This window comes from Mesotoga sp. (assembly GCF_035363035.1).
GTDB lineage: Bacteria > Thermotogota > Thermotogae > Petrotogales > Kosmotogaceae > Mesotoga.
On sequence record NZ_DAOSEH010000017.1, the window covers coordinates 1 to 21,950 of the forward strand.

General features: G+C 49.4%; 14 protein-coding genes and 1 pseudogene. 4 read left to right on the forward strand and 11 right to left on the reverse strand.

Features of this window, described 5'->3' with window-relative positions; translation table 11 throughout:
• Positions 1 to 486, forward strand: a pseudogene (locus PKX57_RS04495) (ATP-binding protein); the annotation flags it as partial.
• Between the two features lie 608 nt (positions 487 to 1,094).
• Entirely contained in the window at positions 1,095 to 7,007 is a 5,913-nt protein-coding gene (locus PKX57_RS04500; protein WP_472416189.1) for a leucine-rich repeat domain-containing protein, read from the forward strand.
• Between the two features lie 413 nt (positions 7,008 to 7,420).
• Here PKX57_RS04500 and PKX57_RS04505 read toward each other — a convergent pair whose 3' ends face one another.
• Complete coding sequence (locus tag PKX57_RS04505; RefSeq protein ID WP_213920070.1) at positions 7,421 to 8,203, reverse strand: hypothetical protein; 783 nt, start codon at positions 8,201 to 8,203, stop codon at positions 7,421 to 7,423.
• Between the two features lie 180 nt (positions 8,204 to 8,383).
• Between PKX57_RS04505 and PKX57_RS04510 the strand changes: the two genes are divergently transcribed.
• Positions 8,384 to 8,917 (forward strand): hypothetical protein, encoded by a 534-nt coding sequence (locus PKX57_RS04510; RefSeq protein ID WP_472416191.1) that lies wholly within the window; start codon positions 8,384 to 8,386, stop codon positions 8,915 to 8,917.
• A 124-nt stretch (positions 8,918 to 9,041) separates the two neighbouring features.
• Here the strand turns inward: PKX57_RS04510 and PKX57_RS04515 are convergent, their stop codons facing one another.
• From PKX57_RS04515 to PKX57_RS04550, 8 genes are all read right to left on the reverse strand, one after another.
• The gene (locus PKX57_RS04515) at positions 9,042 to 9,932 is read right to left on the reverse strand and encodes a substrate-binding domain-containing protein (protein WP_213921740.1); all 891 of its coding nucleotides are present in this window, start codon (positions 9,930 to 9,932) and stop codon (positions 9,042 to 9,044) included.
• 27 nt (positions 9,933 to 9,959) lie between these two features.
• Positions 9,960 to 10,928: an ABC transporter permease gene (locus tag PKX57_RS04520; RefSeq protein ID WP_472416193.1), complete on the reverse strand. Its 969-nt coding sequence runs from the start codon at positions 10,926 to 10,928 to the stop codon at positions 9,960 to 9,962.
• Between the two features lie 5 nt (positions 10,929 to 10,933).
• Positions 10,934 to 12,427 carry a sugar ABC transporter ATP-binding protein gene (locus PKX57_RS04525; RefSeq protein ID WP_472416195.1) on the reverse strand — a complete coding sequence of 498 codons (1,494 nt, stop codon included), beginning with the start codon at positions 12,425 to 12,427 and terminating at the stop codon, positions 10,934 to 10,936.
• 5 nt (positions 12,428 to 12,432) lie between these two features.
• Positions 12,433 to 13,377: a ribokinase gene (locus tag PKX57_RS04530; RefSeq protein WP_472416197.1), complete on the reverse strand. Its 945-nt coding sequence runs from the start codon at positions 13,375 to 13,377 to the stop codon at positions 12,433 to 12,435.
• Positions 13,370 to 14,218 (reverse strand): BtpA/SgcQ family protein, encoded by an 849-nt coding sequence (locus PKX57_RS04535; protein WP_472416199.1) that lies wholly within the window; start codon positions 14,216 to 14,218, stop codon positions 13,370 to 13,372. Before PKX57_RS04535 ends, PKX57_RS04530 begins: the two co-directional genes overlap by 8 nt.
• A 110-nt stretch (positions 14,219 to 14,328) precedes the next feature.
• Positions 14,329 to 14,772 carry a D-ribose pyranase gene (gene rbsD, locus PKX57_RS04540; RefSeq protein ID WP_213921111.1) on the reverse strand — a complete coding sequence of 148 codons (444 nt, stop codon included), beginning with the start codon at positions 14,770 to 14,772 and terminating at the stop codon, positions 14,329 to 14,331.
• On the reverse strand, positions 14,769 to 15,794 hold the full coding sequence (locus PKX57_RS04545; RefSeq protein ID WP_472416201.1) for a LacI family DNA-binding transcriptional regulator: 1,026 nt from the start codon (positions 15,792 to 15,794) through the stop codon (positions 14,769 to 14,771). The genes rbsD and PKX57_RS04545 overlap by 4 nt, the downstream gene beginning before the upstream one ends.
• Before the next feature lie 262 nt (positions 15,795 to 16,056).
• The gene (locus PKX57_RS04550; RefSeq protein WP_472416203.1) at positions 16,057 to 17,544 is read right to left on the reverse strand and encodes a hypothetical protein; all 1,488 of its coding nucleotides are present in this window, start codon (positions 17,542 to 17,544) and stop codon (positions 16,057 to 16,059) included.
• A gap of 459 nt (positions 17,545 to 18,003) precedes the next feature.
• On the opposite strand from PKX57_RS04550, the gene PKX57_RS04555 reads away from it, so the two are divergent.
• Positions 18,004 to 19,005, forward strand: a complete 1,002-nt coding sequence (locus PKX57_RS04555) for an alpha/beta fold hydrolase (RefSeq protein WP_472416204.1) — start codon at positions 18,004 to 18,006, stop codon at positions 19,003 to 19,005.
• Between the two features lie 154 nt (positions 19,006 to 19,159).
• On the opposite strand, the gene PKX57_RS04560 is transcribed toward PKX57_RS04555, so the two are convergent.
• Together PKX57_RS04560 and PKX57_RS04565 are read right to left on the reverse strand one after the other, a co-directional pair.
• On the reverse strand, positions 19,160 to 20,923 hold the full coding sequence (locus PKX57_RS04560; RefSeq protein ID WP_472416206.1) for a transporter substrate-binding domain-containing protein: 1,764 nt from the start codon (positions 20,921 to 20,923) through the stop codon (positions 19,160 to 19,162).
• Between the two features lie 127 nt (positions 20,924 to 21,050).
• Complete coding sequence (locus PKX57_RS04565) at positions 21,051 to 21,950, reverse strand: ABC transporter permease subunit (RefSeq protein ID WP_213922937.1); 900 nt, start codon at positions 21,948 to 21,950, stop codon at positions 21,051 to 21,053.

A 21,950-nucleotide genomic window follows, 5' to 3' on the forward strand; every position in this document is an offset into this window, starting at 1 on the left:
CAAATCTCGGATATTCACTTCAGGCTAATGAATGCCGTCGTTGGGTTCCTGGCGATTTCAAAAGTACCAACGCTGAACATCGAGAGAATGTGTAGAGACTGGGGTATAGGGAAGAGAAAGCTCTATGAACTCCTTACTGTAATGAACGCAACAGGAGTAATCAGAATAGTATATAGAGAAAACGATAATCGAACCTTCTCCAAGGGTGAAAAAATATTCTTTGGCGACCCTGCTTTCTACTCAATTGGTGCAGGAAATATCGGAACAAGAAGAGAAGCCTTTGTGGCACAATCCTTCGAAGATGCCGGTAGAAGAGTCTTTGCATCTGCGGATGAGCGAAACGGAGATTTCTCTGTAGATGGGAGAATCGTTGAAGTAGGGGGAAGGAGCAAAAAACCGAAGAAAGCGGAGTTCGTAATAAGAGACGACAGGGATTTGCCTTATTCAAACTCGATTCCTATGTGGACACTCGGCTTTCAATACTGATATCAAGTCATAGTTATCCTGCCGGATTTCGGCTAACGAGTTCGTCCTCTTCGCAGATTATGGCGTAACAAGTACCATAAACAGTCCTTCTAACTTCTGCATCAATGAACCAGCACCGTCATCGCGCAATGCTCCCATCACGAGAAGACGAGAGCGAAAAACACGAGAGAGGGAGCGTCGAGAGTTCGCTTGAGAACCGTTGAGAGTGGAGCATGGAGAGTTATGGGAAAGATCGAGACGCTTGCTTCGCTCACGAGAAGGCTCTTTTGTTAAGTCAAAGTCCATAAGTTGAGTCTATCTTCAAGCTGTTTCCACTCTTTCAGATTTTCCACTATGATACGAGAAGCCAGGTTACGAAAAGGCAGAGAATCATCGATCTGGATTTCCATATTACCGTGTTTCGACGGAAAGATTTACATAACGATTAGTGGTAATAGTGCAATCGATTGGACTATTTCTCCATTATTTGGGAGTATACTCATTGCAGTTATTATCTTGGGGTATCACTACACATACAAAACATTTCATGCTTGATACAGACAAATATCTAGAGACACTGTGATTAGTAATACATCTCATTTTCTTTCCTTATAAGGAGGGACCAGGGTATGAGAAGAGTGTTTCTGTTTATGCTGTTGGTATTCTTGATATTTATTTCAGGATGCTTCAAACGTGACCTTCCCGAAAGCGAGTTTCAAGTTTCAAGCGACTCCAATATACGCATATATGTAGATGTTCTTGAAGTGTCTGCTATAACAAATAAAGGTCTGGTAGTACTGGACAATTTTGAAACATCGACAATCGAACTCGTTGATGGCCTGAACGATTTCCTAAAGGAGATATGGACTTTAATCGGGGATACGCTCTATAGGGTAAAGCTTATCACGGGCGACGCTTCATGTAGCGTAGACTATGTTGAATATCCCTGCACAGTCTCGGGAAATAACATCAACGTGATGATCGATCCGTTCCAGATGGAGGATCTCACAAACGTCTTCTATGAGTTCGATATAAAGCTAATGAAACGAGGTGGAAGAAATCCTTCCTTCATGCTCAATCCGGTTATAAGAGTAACAGACTATTTCATCAATAATCCGCCACTGATACCGGATAGTCCTTCTCCTTACGATGGCGCCACCGACATACCTCTGCGACCTACGCTCTCCTGGAACTGCCAGGATCCTGATGGTGGAGAACTCTCGTATGACGTGTACTTGAGTGAACCGAATGATAGCTCGGCTTTCACTAGACTGACAACGGACCACAAAATGAGCAATTTCGAGATAGAAACGGACCTTCAGAATGTCAGTACATATTACTGGAAAGTAGTAGCCAAGGATAGTTTTGGAGCGTCTACAGAAGGGTCTGTCTGGAGCTTCAGCACATCGGACACTGTTATTCCAGAAGGCAGTTTTCTACTCAAATTCTCACTAGCGCAGCCTGAACAAGCAAGTTTCGCTTTGCAGGATGACCGGGAGCTTTCGCTAGTCTACACCAACATTGATGAAGAAGACTCTTCGGGGCGCTTTGTGCTCGTTGATGGCACAAACTCAGTTCAACTCAACAAAGGTGGAACTTATGTTCTGGGAATAGCGGAAAGATACGATGGAGTCATAACTGTACTCGGTCTTATCGGAGATGCTGAACTGGGACTCCACACTCTTCCGGTTTCATATGCAGCAAACGACATAATTGATCTTGGAAACTTGATTCTGAATGGTGGTGTATTTACTTCCGAGCTTATTACGGGACAGGATCTGTGCAACATTCTTGGTCATTCATACGAAACTCTTGCGGCTTTCGGCCAATTCGACATGACGCTTAAGAAGTTCTTGAATCCAGATATAAACAAGAACGGGCTGTACGACAGGGAAGAAGAACCCGAAACTAACTGGACGTTTGCTGTACAAACAGACTCGAAGTGGTTCAATCCTAACGATATTGTCTTTGATGATGTTAGTAATCCAATTCGCCTGCCGATAGAAGAGTTCGTCAAATTCGGAGTCAGATATGCAATTGGATTGAGGAATGTCCCTTGTCTACCAACCTCGGTCGAGACCTCCGTTCCTGGACGATTGACGCTTCCCGACGGGTTGGGGCAGATAGAAGTACCCGGTGGAGAACGTGAAAGTGGATTCCATTGGGAGCCTTACCACTGGGAGACAGGCTGGGGAGAAATATGGTTTCAGTTGGAAGAAGTGGGAGAGACGACACCCCCTTTCAACGGAGATTACGTCCTAGAACTGGGAAATGATTATGAGAACGTCTATTATTTCGACAATTTCGACTTCTTGACTCCGGACGATTACCTCGAAGGATTTGTGTTCGCTCTTTCAGCGGCTACTTTGTATCCCAGTGGCCAGTTCAAGACCTTGTCTTGGAGATGGTACAGGATGCTAGACGATGGAAGCTATGTTCTAGCAACTCCTGAGCAGGTTGCTATGACCAGCAGACAACTTTCATTCTATCTATGTACAGAAGGCTCCGATGACGCTCTGGGCACCGGCGGTACTTGGGATATTGGACCTGAATACTTCGGATATGATTCTACCGTTGCTGGAAGTATCCCAATGACAGAGGAAAGCTTCTGGACATACAAAAATGTTGTTATGTACGAGCACTATCCTTGTAATCAGTATGATAAGGGCAATAACAGATACACGTTCTTGTTTAGAGCAGATGTTATTGGCGAACCAACTGATCCTTCTCCTGCTGAAGGCTCGGCTGATGTCTCGCTTCAACCCACTTTGAGCTGGGAATCCTTCACAGATGGAGAGACTTTAGAATATACAGTCCAGATAAGCCTTTCCAGAGAGGACTTTGATAATTACATTTTCTTCGAGACTACAACAGACTCAACTTCAATCACGATTCCACCTGAAAACGAACTCAACTTCTCTCCAATTTACTACTGGAGAGTCTTTCCTTCTATGGAAGACCCTCTCCATCCCGGAGAGACTATTACCTATGACTTTCAATGTTCTATCTGGTCCTTTTCGACAGTCCATCCCGGAAACTATCCTCCGTCTGTACCATCGAATCCAGATCCTACAAATGGAGCAACTGAGGTCATGTTGAGATCTTCTCTTTCCTGGACATCTTCTGATCCGGATAACGATCCAATAGTGTATGACGTCTATTTTGGAACATCTAGCAATGCCAATGATCTTTCATTGATTGCAGAGAATTACGGCTCTGAAAATTTCCCTATTTCAGATTTCGTATCTCTCAATCCTGAAACGATCTATTACTGGAAAGTTGTCGCAGAAGACATTAACGGAGGAATTTCAGAAGGACCTATCTGGAGTTTCTCCACGATGATGTCGTGTGAGCAGATCTTCTTCGTGGATCCAAACCTGAGTCAAGTAGTCCGCGAATACATTGGAAAGGATCCAGGTGAGCCCATCTACGCAAATGAAGTGCTGGACATAGAAGGCTTCCATGCCGAATGGAGGAATATCTCGAACATCTCCGGTATAGAGCACCTGAGCAATCTGAGATTTCTATACATTAACGAGAACAACATCTCAGACATCTCTCCGCTTGCTAGTCTCAATAAACTGGAGTATCTGAATATAGAGACAAACAACATCTTAGATATTTCTCCTCTTTCGGCCATCTACAGCCTTACAGGCCTGAGTATGGGCAACAATCCAATAGAAGACTTCTCACCAATTGAAAGCCTGTCCAGCCTGCAGAGCCTGGCTATTATCTTACTTTCCCTGACCGATGCGGATATAGGATTCCTGGAAAACCTCCCGCAACTCACCGAGCTGTGGATCTCCCGGAATTCGATCACTGATCTTTCCCCTATTCAGGGTATGGTGAATCTGGGAAGCCTCTTTGCCTATGACAACAAGATCAGTAATATCTCCCCTCTGGCAAATATGGCGCAGTTAAGCTATCTGGGGATATGGAACAACAGAATCAATGATCTCTCTCCGATTTCAAACCTGACATCTCTCATCTATCTCAATTGCTCAGACAACTTAATAACAGATATCTCCCTGCTATCTAACCTGATCAACCTTCAAGAACTCCACATAAGCGGAAACTTAATCTCGTCTATTGTAGAGCTGAGTCAATCCAGCCAGGAAAGCCTTCTTTTCAAGAGCGAAATGAGTTCCTTCTATATACCTGCTGTGTACTATACAGGATCAGGGGAAAGTGATGAGAAGCAAGGCGGTCTTTTCGATATTCAGGCCCTGGAAGGGCTGGTGAATCTAAGGGCTCTTAACCTCTCTTCAAACGTAATTGCAGACATCACTCCGCTGGAATCACTTGTGAATCTAGAATGGCTAAGCCTTTATGACAACGAGATAGAAGACATCTCGCCTCTTGTCAATAATTCGGGCATAGGCTCGGGAGACTTCGTAGATGTAAACAGGAACTATCTCGACCTGACAGAGGGTTCCACGGATATATTGGCTGTTGGGGAGCTCCAGTCAAGAGGAGTAAACATTAATTACCAGGACCAGAAAACCTCGCCCTCCGGGTCGTACATAAAATTCAATCCACAAACCGGAGAGAAGATAAGAAATCTGAGTATCGTCTTCTTCAGAGAGAGCCAATCGACGAGTACGGGAACAGACAACGGGACCCTGGACCTCTCATACCTCGAATCCGGGACTTGGAGATACATGGCGAAAGTGGAGACGCTTTCTTTTGAAGGAGTCAAGCTTTACCTCATAGAAGGAAGTGTGAGTGTCCCAGGAGCAAACGTTATAGAACTCTCAGGCTTCACAGATCACGCAGACCTTACTCTCATTGATGAAAACGGGATGGAATTATCTGATTCTAGTTTAGTCACGGCTAGATTCTTCCTCTCTGACTTCTACGATAATCAATCAACAACATCTTACTCCGAAGTAAAAAAGCTTTATGGAAACATACCGACCATCGACACGATTCATTTCATAGAGCCAGCCCAGGGAAGACACTGGTTCACAGAGAATCTATCCATGCCATCATCATGCTCCCTGTCGCTTGAGAATTGTGCAACACTGAACTTCATTAGCAGCATTGACCTATACGAAGCGATAGACCTGGGTGTAAGTTTCAATTTTAGGAGCAAAGTATCGACGGAGTATCACACATCAGACTTCACAATACGCCTAATGTCCTGCGATAAAGTTGGCTATCATTACGGGGTTTGCAGAAACGGAACATGCTATTATTCAAATTTCGAAGGCTTACAGCTCTCGCCCGGGCAAACACTGGACATGCATGTTCTCGAAGGACTTCGAGTTGAGATTAGCGAGATATCCGATGACGCAACCACTGTAACCATGAACACTGGAAACCAATGGCTAAGCGCTAGATTGAAGGACGCATCTGGATGTCTTGAATGTCAGATTCCAGTCACCATTACACTCTACGATGCGTATGGAAGCATTATTGATCAAGTAGAAATCTGGAACTGGGATTTCGGTCATGAATTCAACTTACCCGAGGCAGGAAACTACGAGCTCGTGATCTCTGCCTTTCTTGTCGATTTTCCAAACTCTGAACTCCAAAACACTCTGCTTGAACGCACTCTTCACATCAACGTGGAAGAGCCCGAAGAGATATTCTTCTCCGATCCAAATCTGGATCAAGTCGTAAGAGAGTACATCGGGAAGAACTCTGGTGAACCAATCTACGCAAATGAAGTGCTGGACATAGAAAACTTCCACGCCGAATGGAGGAGTATCTCGAACATCTCCGGTATAGAGCACCTGAGCAATCTGAGATTTCTATACATTAACGAGAACAACATCTCAGACATCTCTCCGCTTGCTAGTCTCACTAAACTGGAGTATCTGAATATTGAAACTAACAACATCTCTGACATCTCAATACTCACTCAGCTAGCAAGTCTGCAGGGCTTAAGCACCGGAAGAAATCCCATCATTGACCTTTCTGTAGTGAGCCAAATCCCAAACCTCAACAGTCTTGCATTAGTGGGGCTCGGTCTAGAAAATAGCGATATACTATTCCTTGGAGAGAACACGAAAATTCAAACTATATGGCTGAATCAGAACAACATCACCGACCTAACCACACTCGCAAGTATGGTTTACCTTAATAGTCTAGACTTCTCGAATAATCTGATAACCGACTTGAGTCCATTACAGAACCTCAGCTACCTGACAGGCATATGGGGTTACAGCAATCAGATCACCAGCCTTGAGCCTTTACAGTATCTGGCAAACCTGAGCGCACTTTTCATGGGTGGAAACCAGATAACTGATTTGAGCCCACTAGCATCTCTCACTCAGATCAGTCATCTCGAATGCTCCAGTAATCAAATTTCCAATATCTTGCCTCTTGCAGCTCTTCCAAACCTGCAGTGGGTGAGTGTAAGCAATAACGATATTCAGGACATATTACCTCTAGTGAATAACACCGGCATAGATTCAGGAGACTATGTAGATATCTCATTCAACTTCCTGGATCTCACCCCAGATGGAACAGACATGACAAACATCGCGTTACTTCTCGAGAGAGGAGTTGACCTGGCTTACGAGCCTCAGAAATGAAAGGAGGAATTCAAGACCCACAAGGTCATTTGGTTATTAACAAAGAAATGAGAGACTGACACTTCTATACAGTTTCACTTAATCGTTATTTAAGATTATACGAGAGCGAAAATAGGGACTGACGGGCTCCTGATGTCTGTTCACGATTTTTTCTTCTCGTCCTCTCTTCTCTCGCGTTCGGGTTCCGGGGTGTGGGATCTAGGGTCTAGTAAGAGCGAGATCCCGTATAGATGCTCTACGGGATGACAGTCTTACTCCCTTACCGTCATGCCGGACCCCGATCCGGCATCTCGTCTCTGGAGAGACCAGACCCAGGAACCAAGAGTTCTACTATGTCTTCGGTCTTGGACCAAGAAACTGAACGCGTGGCGTCGAGGAACCGCTCTTCGCAACTATAGATAGCTTTCTTCTGGTCAGTTGGGCTGCGAAATCGCGCTTATAAGAAGACTTGCGCATAGATATACGGCTCTGCTCGTGGCTTCGATGAATACTTCTTTTACGTCCCCCCAGAGTGCGGCAAACCTGTAGGCGGAGTCTCTCTTTCTTTTCATGTCGGCTTCTTCGAATACTTTAGACTGTTCCATCGACTTGCGGATACTTTCGAAAAGCACCGCGGGGATCTCCTCGTCTCCGAAGATGCGCGGTCCTTGCCTGAGGAGCATTTCGCTCCTGAAGAAGAAGTTGCCCAGAATCGATTCGATCCTCACATGGAGTCCCGGCTGACCGGTTAATTGACCGTCGTTGTTGTTCACAACGTGGAGCGGCATCGTGAGATCGCTGGCAAAGTGGAAAAGCCTGGCGATGGCGTAGGAAGTTCCGGCGAAGTCGTCCGATCGGGAGAGATTTCTGACATCAAAGAAGGCAGTTATGAGGGCGCCGAGGGCGTTTCTGGACATTCCGGGAAGCTCGAGAATCTCTGACATCGTCAGCCCTTCTATTCCAGGATAATTATGAATACGGAAGCTGTGACCGGGAACGAGCTCCCTCACGAAGTACCTGTCAACGTCGACGAAAGATGCCTGCAGCCCTATCCAGTCGTTGAAAAGCGGCAGGGGCAGACCCCCGCTGATCGCCTCGAGCAACGAAGGCTCGATGCTTTCAAGAGCCGCGACGGCTATCCTGCTGTGGGTGAAGAAGCTCCATCCCAGGCAAAGAGAGCATACTATCAGAAATAGCAGTAGAAGAGTCGCCTTCATAATTCACCCCGTGCAGGGCCAAACGCCCGGTATGACCAATGGTAACATAGATCTTTCGTGTACTCGATTGAAATTAAGTGAGTACACCGTGAAAGAAAAAGCTTTCCGGCCTGTCTCGAATGATATACTCTCGATGAAAACTGTGGAAAGGGGGGAAACAACATAAGCAGAAAGGTACCCTTGAGATCCATAAAAGAGAAGATAGAAGAGCTGGATGAAAGAGTTAAGGCCTATTCCGAAGAGGTAGAAGATGATACGGTTCATTTGAAAGTCTCGAACTTCCTCCCGAATGAGCAGGAAATTCGCGAAATCATCGACAACCTGGAAGATGGAACCCGGTATCTCCCTCTCCACAGGGGAGTTGCGGTAGTCGTAGAATGTGAAGATGCGGAAACTGGAGATCTGGATGCCTTTCTAGAGTCCGTAAAGAAAGAACTGATTCCCCGGCTGTATTACCTGGACAGGGATATGAAGAGACTCACCAGAATCGGCCTCATAATGCTCGCCATCGGCGCCGTCATCATGGGAGTCTCCACTTTTCTCGCGACTATGAGTTTCACGGCCTCGTACCTGATCGACCAGATACTGGTCATAACAAGCTGGGTCTTCATCTGGACTTCGGTGGAGAAGATCTTCTTCGAACGGCGCGATGTTATGTATCACAAGCGCCTTATCCAGAGACTGTATTTTGCCAGTTACTGTAATGTAGCTTGAGCGAGGATTTAGGATCAGGAGCCCGGAAACTCACAGTATGAGTTATGCGGGTTATGAGTCCCGTATTTCCTGCACAAAAAAACGGGCGCCTTTGAGGACGCCCGTCTTTTCGATTAACCCTGAATTATTCCAGTTCTTCGATGGTGATAAGCTTTAGCGGAATTATGACCTTAGGCTCGACGGTCGCGCCGTTGATTATTCTCTGCGCCGCCACGACGGCCATAGCCATCTGTAAGGCAGGCTGCTGCTGAACCGTGGCGACCATTTCTCCGGCTTTGATGGCAGCCAGGGCGTCGTCGGTGGCATCGATTCCCACGATTTTCAATTCGGAAAGTCTGCCGGCCGCGATCGCAGCTCTCACCGCACCGAGAGCCATTTCGTCGTTGTGTCCGTAAATGCCGTTGAGCACAGGGTTGCCCTGAAGGATATCCTCGGCGACAGTTGCGCCCTGCTCTCTCGAGTAGTTCGCGGTAAGGGATGTCACAACCTGGATATCCGGGTATTTCTTGAGTTCGTTTACAAAGCCCTGCTGTCTGTCGGTGGCCGATGGAGCCCCGGGGATTCCCTCGAGAATGGCGACCCTTCCCTTACCGTTCAGAGCGTTAGCCATGGCAACTGCGGCCAGCATTCCGGCCTCTTTGTTGTCGATATCCAGGTGCTGTGCGACGACTCCGCCGTTGGACGGCCTGGTAACGGTAATGACAGGTATGCCCGCGGCGTTGGCCTCGAGAACGGCCGGAACTATCGCGTCGGAATCAACGGGGTTGATTATGAGGACATCGACTTTTCTGATTATCAGGTCCTGGACCTGAGAGAACTGCTTCTCCGGAGAGTCCTGCGCATCCAGAACGACGAAGCCCAGACCGAGTTCGGCGGCCTTTGCTTCCCCGCCCTCCTTCATGGTTACGAAGAAAGGATTTGCCAGAGTAGAGACGGCGAAGCCGATTGTCTTTGCCGCCATGCCGGTTAGTGCCAACAATCCCACCATCAGAACTAAAAGAATTACCTTCTTCATGTTACTCCTCCTTTTCTTTTCGAACGATCAGTCACTGCGTTTGGCCAGTACTGCAACAAGGATTATTACACCCTTTACGATCTGCTGAAAGAACGACGATACACCCACCAGATTCATTCCGTTGTCTATTACACCGATCACCATGGTACCCAGAAGCGTGCCGAGAACCGTTCCTATACCCCCTGACAGGGAAGCGCCACCCAGAATTACGGCAGCGATCACGTTCAGTTCAAGTCCTTCGCCGGCGGTTGGCTGGGCCGAAAGGAGTCTTGAAGTGATCAATATACCGCCCAGGCCGCTCATCACGCCCGATATCACGAAGGCGAGAACCCTGTAGCGCTTGACGGGAATGGCCGACAGCCTCGCCGCTTCGCGGTTGGCCCCTATCGATTTCATGTAAACACCGTGCTTGGTTCTGTTCAGAACGAAAAACGCCAGTACGAAGATTCCGGCGGCGATGATGGATGAGACCGGAACGACCCCCAGGTATCCGGCGCCCATGGTTCCGAAATCAGCGGGCAACTTCGAGATCGGTTTCCCGCCGGTCCAGACAAGGGCCGCTCCTCTTGCCACGCCCAGCATCGCGAGCGTTACGATAAACGATTGAACCCTACCGTACACCGTTAGAAGTCCGTTAACGATTCCGATTCCCGCCCCCATGAGGAGGCCTGAAATCATAGCCAGTTCCAGTTGGCCGGACGCTTTCAAGACTACCGCCGTTGTAACCCCGACCAGCGCCGCGGCCGATCCTACCGAGAGATCTATCTCTCCGGTGAGGATCACGAAAGTCATGCCAATAGCGACTATTAGCGTGATCGAAACCTGCCGGGTGATATTCAGTAGATTCTTCGAGGTGAAGAAATAAGGGGACAGAAAGGAGAAGACCGCCAGCAGGGCCACGAGTATCAGTATCAATCCCAGCTCGCCCTTCAGGAGTCTTTTGATCTTCACCCAGTTCACAGTCTTTCTCTCCCCGGTTTCTATTTTTTTGTCCATCACGTTCAACCTCCAAGCGCCACTGTAAGTATTTTCTCCGTTGTCAGTTCTTCACCGGCGAGTTCGGAAACCACGCTTCCTTTACGCATAATCAGTACCCTGTCGCACACTCCGCTCATCTCTCTGAACTCCGAGGACATTATCAGTATCCCCGCGCCGTTGTCGGCCAGGGAGTTTATCAGAGAGTATATTTCCGTCTTCGCACCGATATCTATTCCGCGGGTCGGTTCATCGAGAATGAAAATATCGGTCGCCCCGCAAAGCCACTTCCCTATAACCACCTTTTGCTGATTTCCGCCGGAAAGGTTCTGCACGGGCATTTTTACGTCCAGGGGTGTGACTTTAAGCTTTTCGGCCGTTTCTCTGGCGATCTCGAAGCGCTTCCTGTAGGAAATAATTCCCCGCTTCATGGAGAGCGCCAGATTGGCGATGGTGATATTGTGCTCGACAGGTAGTCTCAAGAAGAGGCCCTGAACCTTTCTGTCTTCCGGCACAAAGGAGATGCCGCGCCTTTTAGCGTCGTTCGGCGATGTTATCGCCGCCCTTTCCTCCTTCACCGCTATCTCGCCCGCCACCTTTCGATCGACTCCGAACAGACCGAGTGCCAGCTCGCTCTTGCCCGAACCTATGATCCCTGTGATCCCAAGTATTTCGCCCCTGTGAAGCTTGAAGGAAACCGGTGCGGCCATGCCCTCGCTCCGGAACTCGCTGGCTTCGAGCACGGTCTCCCGGCCGGGGAAGCCGCTTCGCCCGGGGAACTCCTCTTTCAAGGTTCTGCCCAGCATGGCCCTGACCAGGGTTTTGAGATCCACCTCCCCGATTTTGAAGACGCCGGCGTTTTCGCCGTCCCTCAGAACGGTGGCCCTGTCGCAGACCCTGAAGACTTCATCCAGATAGTGAGAGATATAGATCATGGTGACTTTCTTCCTCTTCAGGTCGTCCATTATGGAGAAAAGAGTATCGATCTCGGCTTTGCTCATACCGGTTGTCGGCTCGTCCAGAAGAAGTATGTTGGCGTTTATCGAGAGCGCCTTCACTATTTCCACGATCCTCTTCTGTCCCAGTCCGAGGTCCGATACCGGCGTTTCCGGCGCTATTTCTATGCCGAAGGTGTTGAGGTACTCCAGAGCCCTTCCGGTCAGTTCCTTCTTCTTGAGGTTGCCGAAGAAATTGCCGACCGGTTCATGACCCAGGAAGATATTCTCGGCCACCGTCAGACTGTCGATTAGGCTGAGTTCCTGATAGATAGCCCCTATCCCCTTCTGGCGCGCATCGACGGGATCTTCTATCACGACGTTCTTCCCGTGAATCAGGATCTTTCCCGAGTCCATCCTGTGGACACCGGTCAGGATTTTTATGAGCGTCGATTTTCCCGCGCCGTTCTCGCCCAGGAGGGCGTGAACCTCGCCCTCGGAGAGTTCGAACTGAACGTTCTTGAGCGCGTGGATCCCTCCAAAGGATTTATTTATATCTTCGAGCTTCAGTACGGTTCCGGCCACCCTTATCACACCCGCTTATCCATGAATTGCCTTACTCTCTCAGGGGACGGTATCGAAGTCTGGGCTCCCGCGATCGTAGTGCTCAAGGCTCCGGCACAGTTGGCAAGCTCAAGCGACCTCTCGATCGAACAGCCCTGTGCGAGCGAGGCGGCAAGAGTCCCTGAAAACACGTCGCCCGCCGCCGTCGTGTCGATACATTCCACGCTCAAGGGTGGAAACTCCACGATTCTGTCTTCGATGCAGGCTACCAAGCCTTTATCTCCTAGTGTTATCACCGGCAGTTTGAAACCCATTTTCTTCAATCTCTCTATCGCAACTTTTGCATCGGCCTTGTTTTTTATCTCGACTCCGGTTATTGCTCTGGCCTCGGACTCGTTCGGCTTGATTACATCCACGAGGGGCGGAATATCGGCAGGGAAAGGTCTGGAAGGCGCCGGTGCCGGATCGACGATCACGAACATACCACGCTGGCCCGCCAGTCTTATGGCATGGTATATGGTCTCAAGATTTATCTCCATTGTCAAAAGCAGGATCCTGCCCGGCACGAAGAGGTCGGAGTTTTCGAGTACATCGCCTGGCGTCAGAAAGGCGTTACTCCCGGGAGTGAAGGATATCGAGTTCTGGCCTTTGCTATCCACACGTATAATTGCGATACCGGCTGTTTTTTCTCTGTCTATAAGTATCCTGGATGTATCGACGCCCCTGGAAGCCATCTTCTCCAGCAACTCCTTGCTGAAACCGTCGCCTCCCAGTTTTGAAAACATTTTTACCTTCGCCCCCTGCACAGCGGCCGTAACGGCCTGGTTTCCACCCTTTCCGCCGGGATAGGTGTTGAAGTTGTCCGTCACCACAGTCTCGCCCGGTTCGGGAAGACGGTCCATAACCATCACCAGATCCATGTTTATACTGCCCATGCAGAGTATCTCGCCGTTGAATTCGAAGTCAATCATCCGAAAGCTCCCTTCTCAGAGAATGAATCTTTTTCATGAAACTCACGACTTTTTTACCGTCCACGGGATTCTTCCAGTCATTTCCTTCTTTGAAAAAACTTCCAACTATCGCGCCGTCGGCGAAAGATAGAAGTTCTTGGGCGTTATCTTCCGTCAGTCCGCTGCCGATGATCACCGGTGCTTTCACACTCTCGGAGAATCTCTTCACCTTTTCCGGAGTCGGGGCCTTTCCGGTTTCGAATCCGGTGACGATGAGAATCTCCGCGCCCTCCGACTCCGCATCGTGGGCCTGTTCTTCGATCGTCCTGTCGGATATGATGAAATGGCTCCCGTGCTTGACGTTGACATCGCACATGAACTTGATATCGTCGGCCCTGAGCGAGTGCCTGTACCTGGCCAGCTCCCCGCCTATCCCTTCGGTGAGCCCGGCGTGCGAAATGTAAGCGTTCACCCATTCGAAGATCCTTATCCATCTCGCGCCCGAAGCGATGGCCGCTGCCAGAGCTATCCTGCCGCCGTTGAGATGGCAATCCACCCCGACGGGAATACCGACGGTCTCCCCTACTCTAGCGGCAACCACACCAAGCGCCGCGGCAGTTTCCGGACCGATCTTTTCTCCCTTCAGATAAGGAAAGTCCCATATGTTTTCAACCTGCACTCCGTCAACGCCGTTGTCCTCGAGTATCCTGGCCTCCTCCAGGGCGATTCTGATTATCTCCTTCATGCCCATGATCGACCGATCGTAGCCGGGAGAACCTGGCAAAGGTCTGAGATGGACCATCCCGATAATTGGTTTATTTACTTTGAAGATTTCGGTCAGTATTTCCTTCCTGTCGCTCACACTCTTCCACCTCCCGGCTAAACACACAAATCGACAGAGATGCCGGATAAACGTTTAACTACGACCGCGGCGATCGACCCGTCCAATCGTCCAATCGTCCGATCCTGCTCTCAGAAATCCACTCCGGAAACCAGTATTATGTTGGCGTAAGGTGTGAATTCACCAGTCTTGACGAAGACCTTAACTTCCTTGCCCTGGAGTCCCCCGTTCAGTACCAGGTCTTTGAATTCCGGATGGGGAATGTTCTCCTCAACGATATCGTTTCCCTTGTTTTTCACCTTCGAAATCACTTCCTTGAGCTCGGCGTAGGTATGCGGGCTCACTGTTTTTGTCTCGTCGGCGATTATCACCTTTTCGATCTCCAGCTCCTCCAGAACCACCTTCACGACGTCCACCAAGCGCGGTAAGTTCCTGCCCACCGACACATCGATGCAAACGGTGTTTTCATGCCTGGGGAAGGGGAAGCCCCTGTCGGTTATTACCAGCATGTCTCCATGACCGAGCCTCGCAACTTCTCTGGAAAGATCGTTGTGCAGTATTCCTTTCGTTTTCATTGGTTCACCTCCGGTATTCTTCTGCTAAGGGTCGATTCCCTCACTATAAGATTTGAATCTAGTTCTATCTTTCTCGTAAATACGCTCTCCCGTCTGGATTTTTTCTGTATCTTCTCCAGTAAAAGTCTCATAGCAGTTTGCCCGGCTTCGAATTTCAGCTGGTTTACGGTAGTCATCGCAGGAACAACCAGCGACGAGTAAAGCACGTTATCAAAACCGGCCACCGCGATATCTTCAGGGACCCTCAACCCTCTTTCTTTAGCCGCTTCTATGGCACCCCAGGCCATCATGTCGTTACCGGCGAAAACGGCTGTGGGACGGGGCTTTTGCTCTATAATCAATCTCATGGTATTGTAGCCGTCTTCATATTTGAAAGAGGCGTAATAAATGGTTATCTCTTCTTTTCCTATACCGAACTTCTCAAGTTCGTTGCAAAACCCTTGCAATCTCCTGACAGCTGTCGGCACTTCTTTGGGACCGGCGATGCAGGCGAATCTGCGGTGGCCGTTCTCTAAAAAATGCCTTGCCAGCTGTGCCGAACCCTTGAAGTTGTTGGTGTAGATGATATCTATGAGTGGATTCTCAATAGACAGGTGCCGGTCGAGTATCACCATGGGCATACCGTTGGAAAGCTCGGCAAGAACAGTCTCTTCCATTCTTGGAGCGACATTTATCACTCCATCTACCCCATGACTGTGAAAGGAATTGAGTGTCTCTTCTTCTCTAGCCTTTTCTCCATCGCTGTTACAGAGGAACATCTGATAATCGTGTTCTAGGGCTACGTTTTCCACGCCCCTGGCTATTTCTGCAAAATACGGATTTGTTATGTCTGGAACCATGAGACCCACCAGGAAAGATTTCTTTATTTTGAGACTCCTGGCGATCTTGCTTGGTCTGTATTGAAGGCGATCTATGGACTCGAGAACCTTTTCGCGCAGCTCGGGGCTCACATATTTGTTCCCGGAAAGTACGTTGGAAACCGTCGCGATAGAGACCCCCGCAAGTTTGGCTACATCTTTCATATTAGACAAATGGCTCACCCGTTTCATAGTTAAACGTTTAGTTAATCGTTTAACAAGAGAATACTACTTCTCCTCGCTCTCTGCAAAATCCATTTAACGCCTTTCAGAGACGTTCATAAAAGAAGAAGAGCGATTATCAAATCCTCGCTCTTCTTCCCAAAGCTTTTCGCGCCTATCTTTATATTTCAACGTATGCTATTCTTGCGGAATTATCCACCTACATTCCCGCATTACCCAGCGGTCCCGCATAGTTTTTGCGATGCTATTTATCGAGACTGAAGTGGATCACCTTATCCATGAGAACTTCTTCATACGATGGCCCTACTCCGGTCTCAGGATTCACATAAGCTCTGAACGCTATTCTCAGGTTGTTGTAGGTAAGCCTCTCAGAAGTAGGTTCTGGAATCAACAGACAATAATCTTCATTATCCGGGTTTGACCTCGCAACTTTCCAGACATAGAAATACTTCGCGTTTGGATCGTCGGGCAGAAATCTCTCTGCGCTGCCAATAAGGCCAAGTTTGCTCTCAACGCTATGCTCACTGTGAACACTCGCGAATCCATAGAGAATCTTTGACTCGACTGGCAGAAGATCCTTCACGAGATCATCTGTATAGACTGTGAAATTCGAGTAAGTTGACTTTCCCGTAAGCGAGTGTACCGGACCAAACACTATGGCGAAGTCATCGGGATCATCTCCTATCAGGAAGGGATCCGTCCAGATATATATAGTATCCCTGCTATCTCCAAGAACATCAGTGACGTTCTGAATGGCCATGTAACTAATCTCCACAGATCTTTGAGTCCGAAGAACGTCGGCCTTTAGATTGGAGTACTCTTTGATTATTGCTTCCTCCAGTCTGTCCATAGTTGGCTTTAGGTCGAGTTCAGAATAATCGCCAGTGTCCCTTGGAATCATGCTCGGCGTCGGGAATGGATCAGGTTCAATCGGTCTGGTAGGTGTGACGCGCAAGACCCAGCCTCGATAATTATGACTGTAAGGAGGCTTCACGGTCAGTTTGCCATCCACTATAAGTGGAGGATCCTGTGCGTAGGTCTTGTCTTCGGGATTTTTGAACAATGCCAGGCGAATCACAGTTAGTAACTCGTCGCAGTCCTGCTCAAGCCCCAGTTTCAGCATATTTGAAGGAATCGGTTCGGTGTTGATCAGGCTCTGAATAAAACCCACTTCTGCCGCGGCGGCTCTCATCAGTACATCCATATTCTTATCAGGGGTAGATATGATCATCGTTGGAGCATTGAAAACAGTTCCGGCCGTCTCGGGTAGGATCGATTCACCCGTCTTGATTCTTGTCATATTGATCGTATCACCTACACTTGCCAGGACACGTTGCCGGCCGCTTTGACCGGGCAGATACTTGGACATAACAAACGTGACATAGCTGAAGTAAGTGACCTCCGGTGGAGTCCAGCCGATGAAGATAATCGCCTCGTCCTCCCTTAGCCTGAAGGTGAACGGCAAGGTGTTTGGAACTGTCTGCCCGGGCGCCGGCGGCAAGAAATATGCTAGATAGGGATTGGAAGCGTTGTTTCCATAACAGCTCGGGATCAGGTGTTTTGAAAAGAGGTCTAGCAGATCCCAAGTGTAAACCACACCCTGTTGAACAACAAACCCGTTCTCCTCAAGCTCTGCGATGAAGCTGTTTACGTTCTCTTCAGTGAAGTATGGATCCAGCGAAAACAATGAGACGGCAAGAAATAGCAGAAGAAGCATCGCCAAACGTTTCATTCTCGGTTCCCCCCCTTGGGTTCCTGTAGCCAAATTAGTAATTTGCCCTGGCTCCTTTCCAGACTTAAGGCCAGTTCTCGCGTCTTACGGATTTTCTACTGGTTCAGCTGCTAAAACCATCTGAGAAAGCTTTGAGATAAAGGGGAAACAGAATTCGAAGAAAATCTCTCGTGACTATGTCTTTTCTCACGGCTAGACATGATTGACGCTCTCTCAACTACTTCAGCATGATAGAAATAACGATCCAAAGACCAAGTGCAGGGCAAATCCCGATAAATTATAGCATCATCTTCTTTTATGACAAACGTTTGCTAGAAGTATATACACAATATGAGAACAGAACGTAATAATGAGCTCCATAGACGGTGCGTGGTATTAGGCGGAAGTCGTTACCACCGATAGCCGCTCCGAAGTTTATACTTGTTATGATTGCAGATCACAAAGAAGGAAGGTGAAAAGATGAAAGCAAGAATTAAGTTCCTGCCATTGCTTCTGGCAATGATCGCGTTGTTTGTCACCAGCACTTTTGCAGCAACACAGTACACCGTCGTTAAGGGCGACACCCTGTGGAGCATCGCCCGGAGTTACGGCATCGACTGGACGGAAATCGCATCCTTCAACGGTATCGAGAACGAGTACTCTCTGAAGGTGGGTACGGTTCTAGCGATTCCCCATAGCTTTACGGAACAGACCGTTCTGATCGCCAACGGCGACCACGAAATCCCGGCGGTTGTGTGCATGCCCGACGGTGACGGTCCCTTCCCGGCAGTCGTGATGCTTCACGGCACGGGTTCGAACAAAGACGAAGCGGGTGGGGGCTATCTTTTGACGGCGCCGGCCCTTGCAAAAGCGGGGATCGCCAGCATTCGTTTCGATTTCATCGGCAACGGTGACAGCAAGGCCGACTACATAAACTACAACTTCACGTCGGCCGTATCCGACACCAACGCGGCATTCGATTATATGGCCGGACTGAAAAGTATCGACCCCAACCGCATCGGTGTTATGGGCTGGAGCCAGGGCGGCACGATTGCCATGCTGGCCGCCGGCCATAACCGCTCCTTCCGGTCGGTAGTCTGCTGGGCAGGCGCCCCCGATCTCAAGTTGATAGGAACGGCCGAGAACTATGAAATCGCCAAAGCCAACGGCTATTACGAACTCACCTTCGACTGGCGCCCGTCGTTGAAGCTCGGTCTTCAGTGGTTCGAAGAAGTGTATAACACTGATGTTTTGCAGGTCTTCTCTAATTCCTCCGCCCCCGTGCTGGCTATCAACGGCGCAATGGACACCGTGGTCGATCCAGTCAACGCACAGCGCATAGTCGATGCGTCCAGTAACAAAAACTCCAGAGTACTCCTGATAGAAGGCGCGGACCATACGTTCAACATCTTCACCGGCGACATGACGGCTTTCAACAAACTCATCGCCGCGACTGTTGACTGGTTCGCAGATACTCTCTGACCCTTTTCATGGTGGGAGCTCGAGTTCTCAAGAATCAACGGTGATGGAAGACGCACTGCCCGATCTCTTTGTGAAGGATTCGAAGCGATACCGTCATAGACTCTCTAAAATGAAACGGCCGGGAAGAAACCCGGCCGTTTTTTGTCCACTTCTACTATTCCACTTTGACGTTTATCGCGAAGGTCTTTATCGGGTGTACGCTCTCCCAGGGTCTCCGCAGCGAAAAGACGATCACGCACTCTCCCGGACGTTCGGCCCGGAAGGTCCATTCCACTTCATAGGGAGCCCCCGTGAGACTTTCCTTTCCAGTATCTACGACACCATGTTTTACAAAAGCCAGTGAAAGCACATTCGGGTTGGAAATCCCCACATCCCAAACGTAACCGGTGCTCCCATTTTCTTCGAGTGTCAAGCTTGCCAGCTCCCCGATTTTCAGCGAGTTGACTACCGACTGCAGCATGACGGTAGAGGGTGTCGAAGACTGAAATAGCAACGGCGTGATCAGCACATTGGGAACATATTTACGAAGAATTTCTTCGAAACTGCCGTCGCGTTTCATGCTGTCAAGCGTCTTTTGCAGACTCAAAACCGTCTCCGGGTCGGTGCCTCTGGAGGCCGCGATGTAGAAATAGTTCGTCTGGATTTCGAGCAGACGGTCTAGATTCTCCATCTGGTAACCGGCGTTCTGCACCAGTTCGCTGACGGTGAGATCGGTGAATATCGCGAGATCGGCTTCGCCGCTCATCAGCTGCCGCACGGTGTCCAGAGGATCCAGAAAACTCTTCAGATTCGTGAAGCCCAGATCTATAAGGAGCTGTTCGGTCCACCAGTCCTTTGTAGTGGCGATCGTTCCGACCTTCCTGGCTTCTTCGAGATCGGCGGGAGCTACTGACGAACCGGCCCGCCCGTAAAGGTAAGCCGTGTTCCTGCCAACCGGTCCGATCCACTCGAAGAGTGGCTTTCGAAACTCCGTCTGATCCATACTGAAGAGAAGAACGTTGGGCAGGTTCGAAGCCAGTTCATAGCCGATCGCCCACGGAACGAGGAAGATCTCTTCTTTCATACCGTTTCGTTCCATGAGCTCTCTCACTATCTCGGTAACAAAGCCCGCAGGTCCTCCATCGCCCATGTATGTAACGGGCGGGTACTCCTCGGTGAGCAGGGTATAGACGCCGGGGACCGGACGGCCCGGCAGCCATTTTTCGTAAAGCCCGGCAAAGTCGCCGGAGCTTTTCAGACTGTCCAGCCCCTCCTGCCACCTTCGAAGGGTGTCGGTCGGTACGTCTTTCGAGAAACCTATATATGTCATATCGAGGTCGAGAACGATCGTGGCACGCAACTTTGAAGATTCAGGTATTTTCTCCGTCAGACGCGTATAGACATCGAAGTTGAAAGGGGCCAGATCGATGTCACCCTCCAGAAGGCTCTTCAACAAAGCCGCCTCGTCGTCGAAGATCACCGTATCCAGACCCTGCTCGGCCAGGAGTTGCTGGGAATAATACCCGCGCACGGCGCCGACCTTCCCGGCTTTCTTTGCATCGTCTATCGAGCGAATGTCGGGAGAGGTATCGCGGGCGTAAAGATACGTGGGCGTTATCGCGATAGGGCCCACCCAGTTGAACTGGGATTTCCGCTGCGGGGTGAATACGAGCGTGGGCAGAGCGTACTCACCGCCGTCCTGCAGCTTCGCGTAAGCCTCTTCGAAGGGCATAGCGGTCATCTCTGCTTCGAGACCGAATTCAGACGAGAGCAATTTTACAAGTTCTACCGCCAGACCCTTGAGCTCGCCATTTTCCTCGTAGCTGAAGGGGCTGTAGGACGGATTCACGAGAAAGGTCACTCCCCGCGCCATCGCCACTGAGAGTGGGAGAAACACTACCAACAGAAGAAAGAATATCCTGACCGAATTTCGCTTCACTTTATCTCCTCCCTGCTAAAACCTCTTTCAAGGCATTAATTCAATATATCACACAGGTATGCGACAACAGAAAGGGAGTTGTGTCTCTGTGATAGAAAAAGTGCCCCGGGCAGGATTTATCTATCGCTCAGGCCTTCCCGTATTGCTTTCTCGTCTTGAGATGGAACAGCAGCAGAACCACGACGCTCATTATGTACGGGAGCATCAGGGCGAACTGGGGCGCGATCTTCTCGTTCTGCAGCTTGACGGATAAGGCGTCAAAGAGGCCGAAGAGAAGAGAGATGAAGAGGACCCTCTTCGGTTTTCCTCCCGAGATGAGTATCGCGGCCAGCGCAACGAAGCCCCTGCCGCCCGTCATGTCGCGCGAGAACATCCTCACGTTGTAGAGCGAGAGCTGAGCGCCGGCAAGTCCACAGAGACCGCCGCACAGGATGCTTGCCCAGAGCTGAATAACACCGACTTTTATACCGGCAGCGGTGAGGGCCTGGGGCATCTCGCCGCAGACTCTGAGCCTCAGTCCGAAAGAGGTCTTGTAGATAATGTATGCCAGCAGGAAGGCGATTGCGATAGAGAGATAGGTGAGAATGCTGAAGTTAAGCAGGTAGTTGTCAAGGAAGTAGTTTCCCGTCTTTACCTTGAGCTCCATTATAGAGGCGATGTCGGGGGAGTTGAAGGCGTTCTTTCCCTGGAACATCACTCTCATTAGAAAGAGGGTTAGCGAACTTATAAGTATGTTTATCGCGAAGCCTATGGCGAAGTTGTTTGCCTTAAGGAAGCTTACGAATACCGAATACAGAAGCGATATTAGCATCGAAGCGACCACCCCGGCAATGATACCGTAAAAGGCGCTGCCGGTTAGGTATGAGAACACCACCGAGAAGAACGCGCTTATGAGCATGAGACCTTCCATAGCCACGTTTATTATCCCCGCGTGATAAGTGAGCGCTCCCCCAAGCGAGGCGAGAAGTATGGGGGTTGCCATCCTGATAGATGTTCTGAATAGTGTGGTAATCAGCTCTATATCCAT

Coding starts and splice junctions, on each gene's coding strand:
- rbsD (WP_213921111.1), bottom strand. CDS start 14,772: ATGAAAACGAAAGGAATACTGCACAACGATCTTTCCAGAGAAGTTGCG.
- PKX57_RS04565 (WP_213922937.1), bottom strand. CDS start 21,950: ATGGATATAGAGCTGATTACCACACTATTCAGAACATCTATCAGGATG.
- PKX57_RS04550 (WP_472416203.1), bottom strand. CDS start 17,544: ATGAAACGTTTGGCGATGCTTCTTCTGCTATTTCTTGCCGTCTCATTG.
- PKX57_RS04500 (WP_472416189.1), top strand. CDS start 1,095: ATGAGAAGAGTGTTTCTGTTTATGCTGTTGGTATTCTTGATATTTATT.
- PKX57_RS04505 (WP_213920070.1), bottom strand. CDS start 8,203: ATGAAGGCGACTCTTCTACTGCTATTTCTGATAGTATGCTCTCTTTGC.
- PKX57_RS04515 (WP_213921740.1), bottom strand. CDS start 9,932: ATGAAGAAGGTAATTCTTTTAGTTCTGATGGTGGGATTGTTGGCACTA.
- PKX57_RS04555 (WP_472416204.1), top strand. CDS start 18,004: ATGAAAGCAAGAATTAAGTTCCTGCCATTGCTTCTGGCAATGATCGCG.
- PKX57_RS04545 (WP_472416201.1), bottom strand. CDS start 15,794: ATGAAAGATGTAGCCAAACTTGCGGGGGTCTCTATCGCGACGGTTTCC.
- PKX57_RS04520 (WP_472416193.1), bottom strand. CDS start 10,928: ATGGACAAAAAAATAGAAACCGGGGAGAGAAAGACTGTGAACTGGGTG.
- PKX57_RS04530 (WP_472416197.1), bottom strand. CDS start 13,377: ATGATTGACTTCGAATTCAACGGCGAGATACTCTGCATGGGCAGTATA.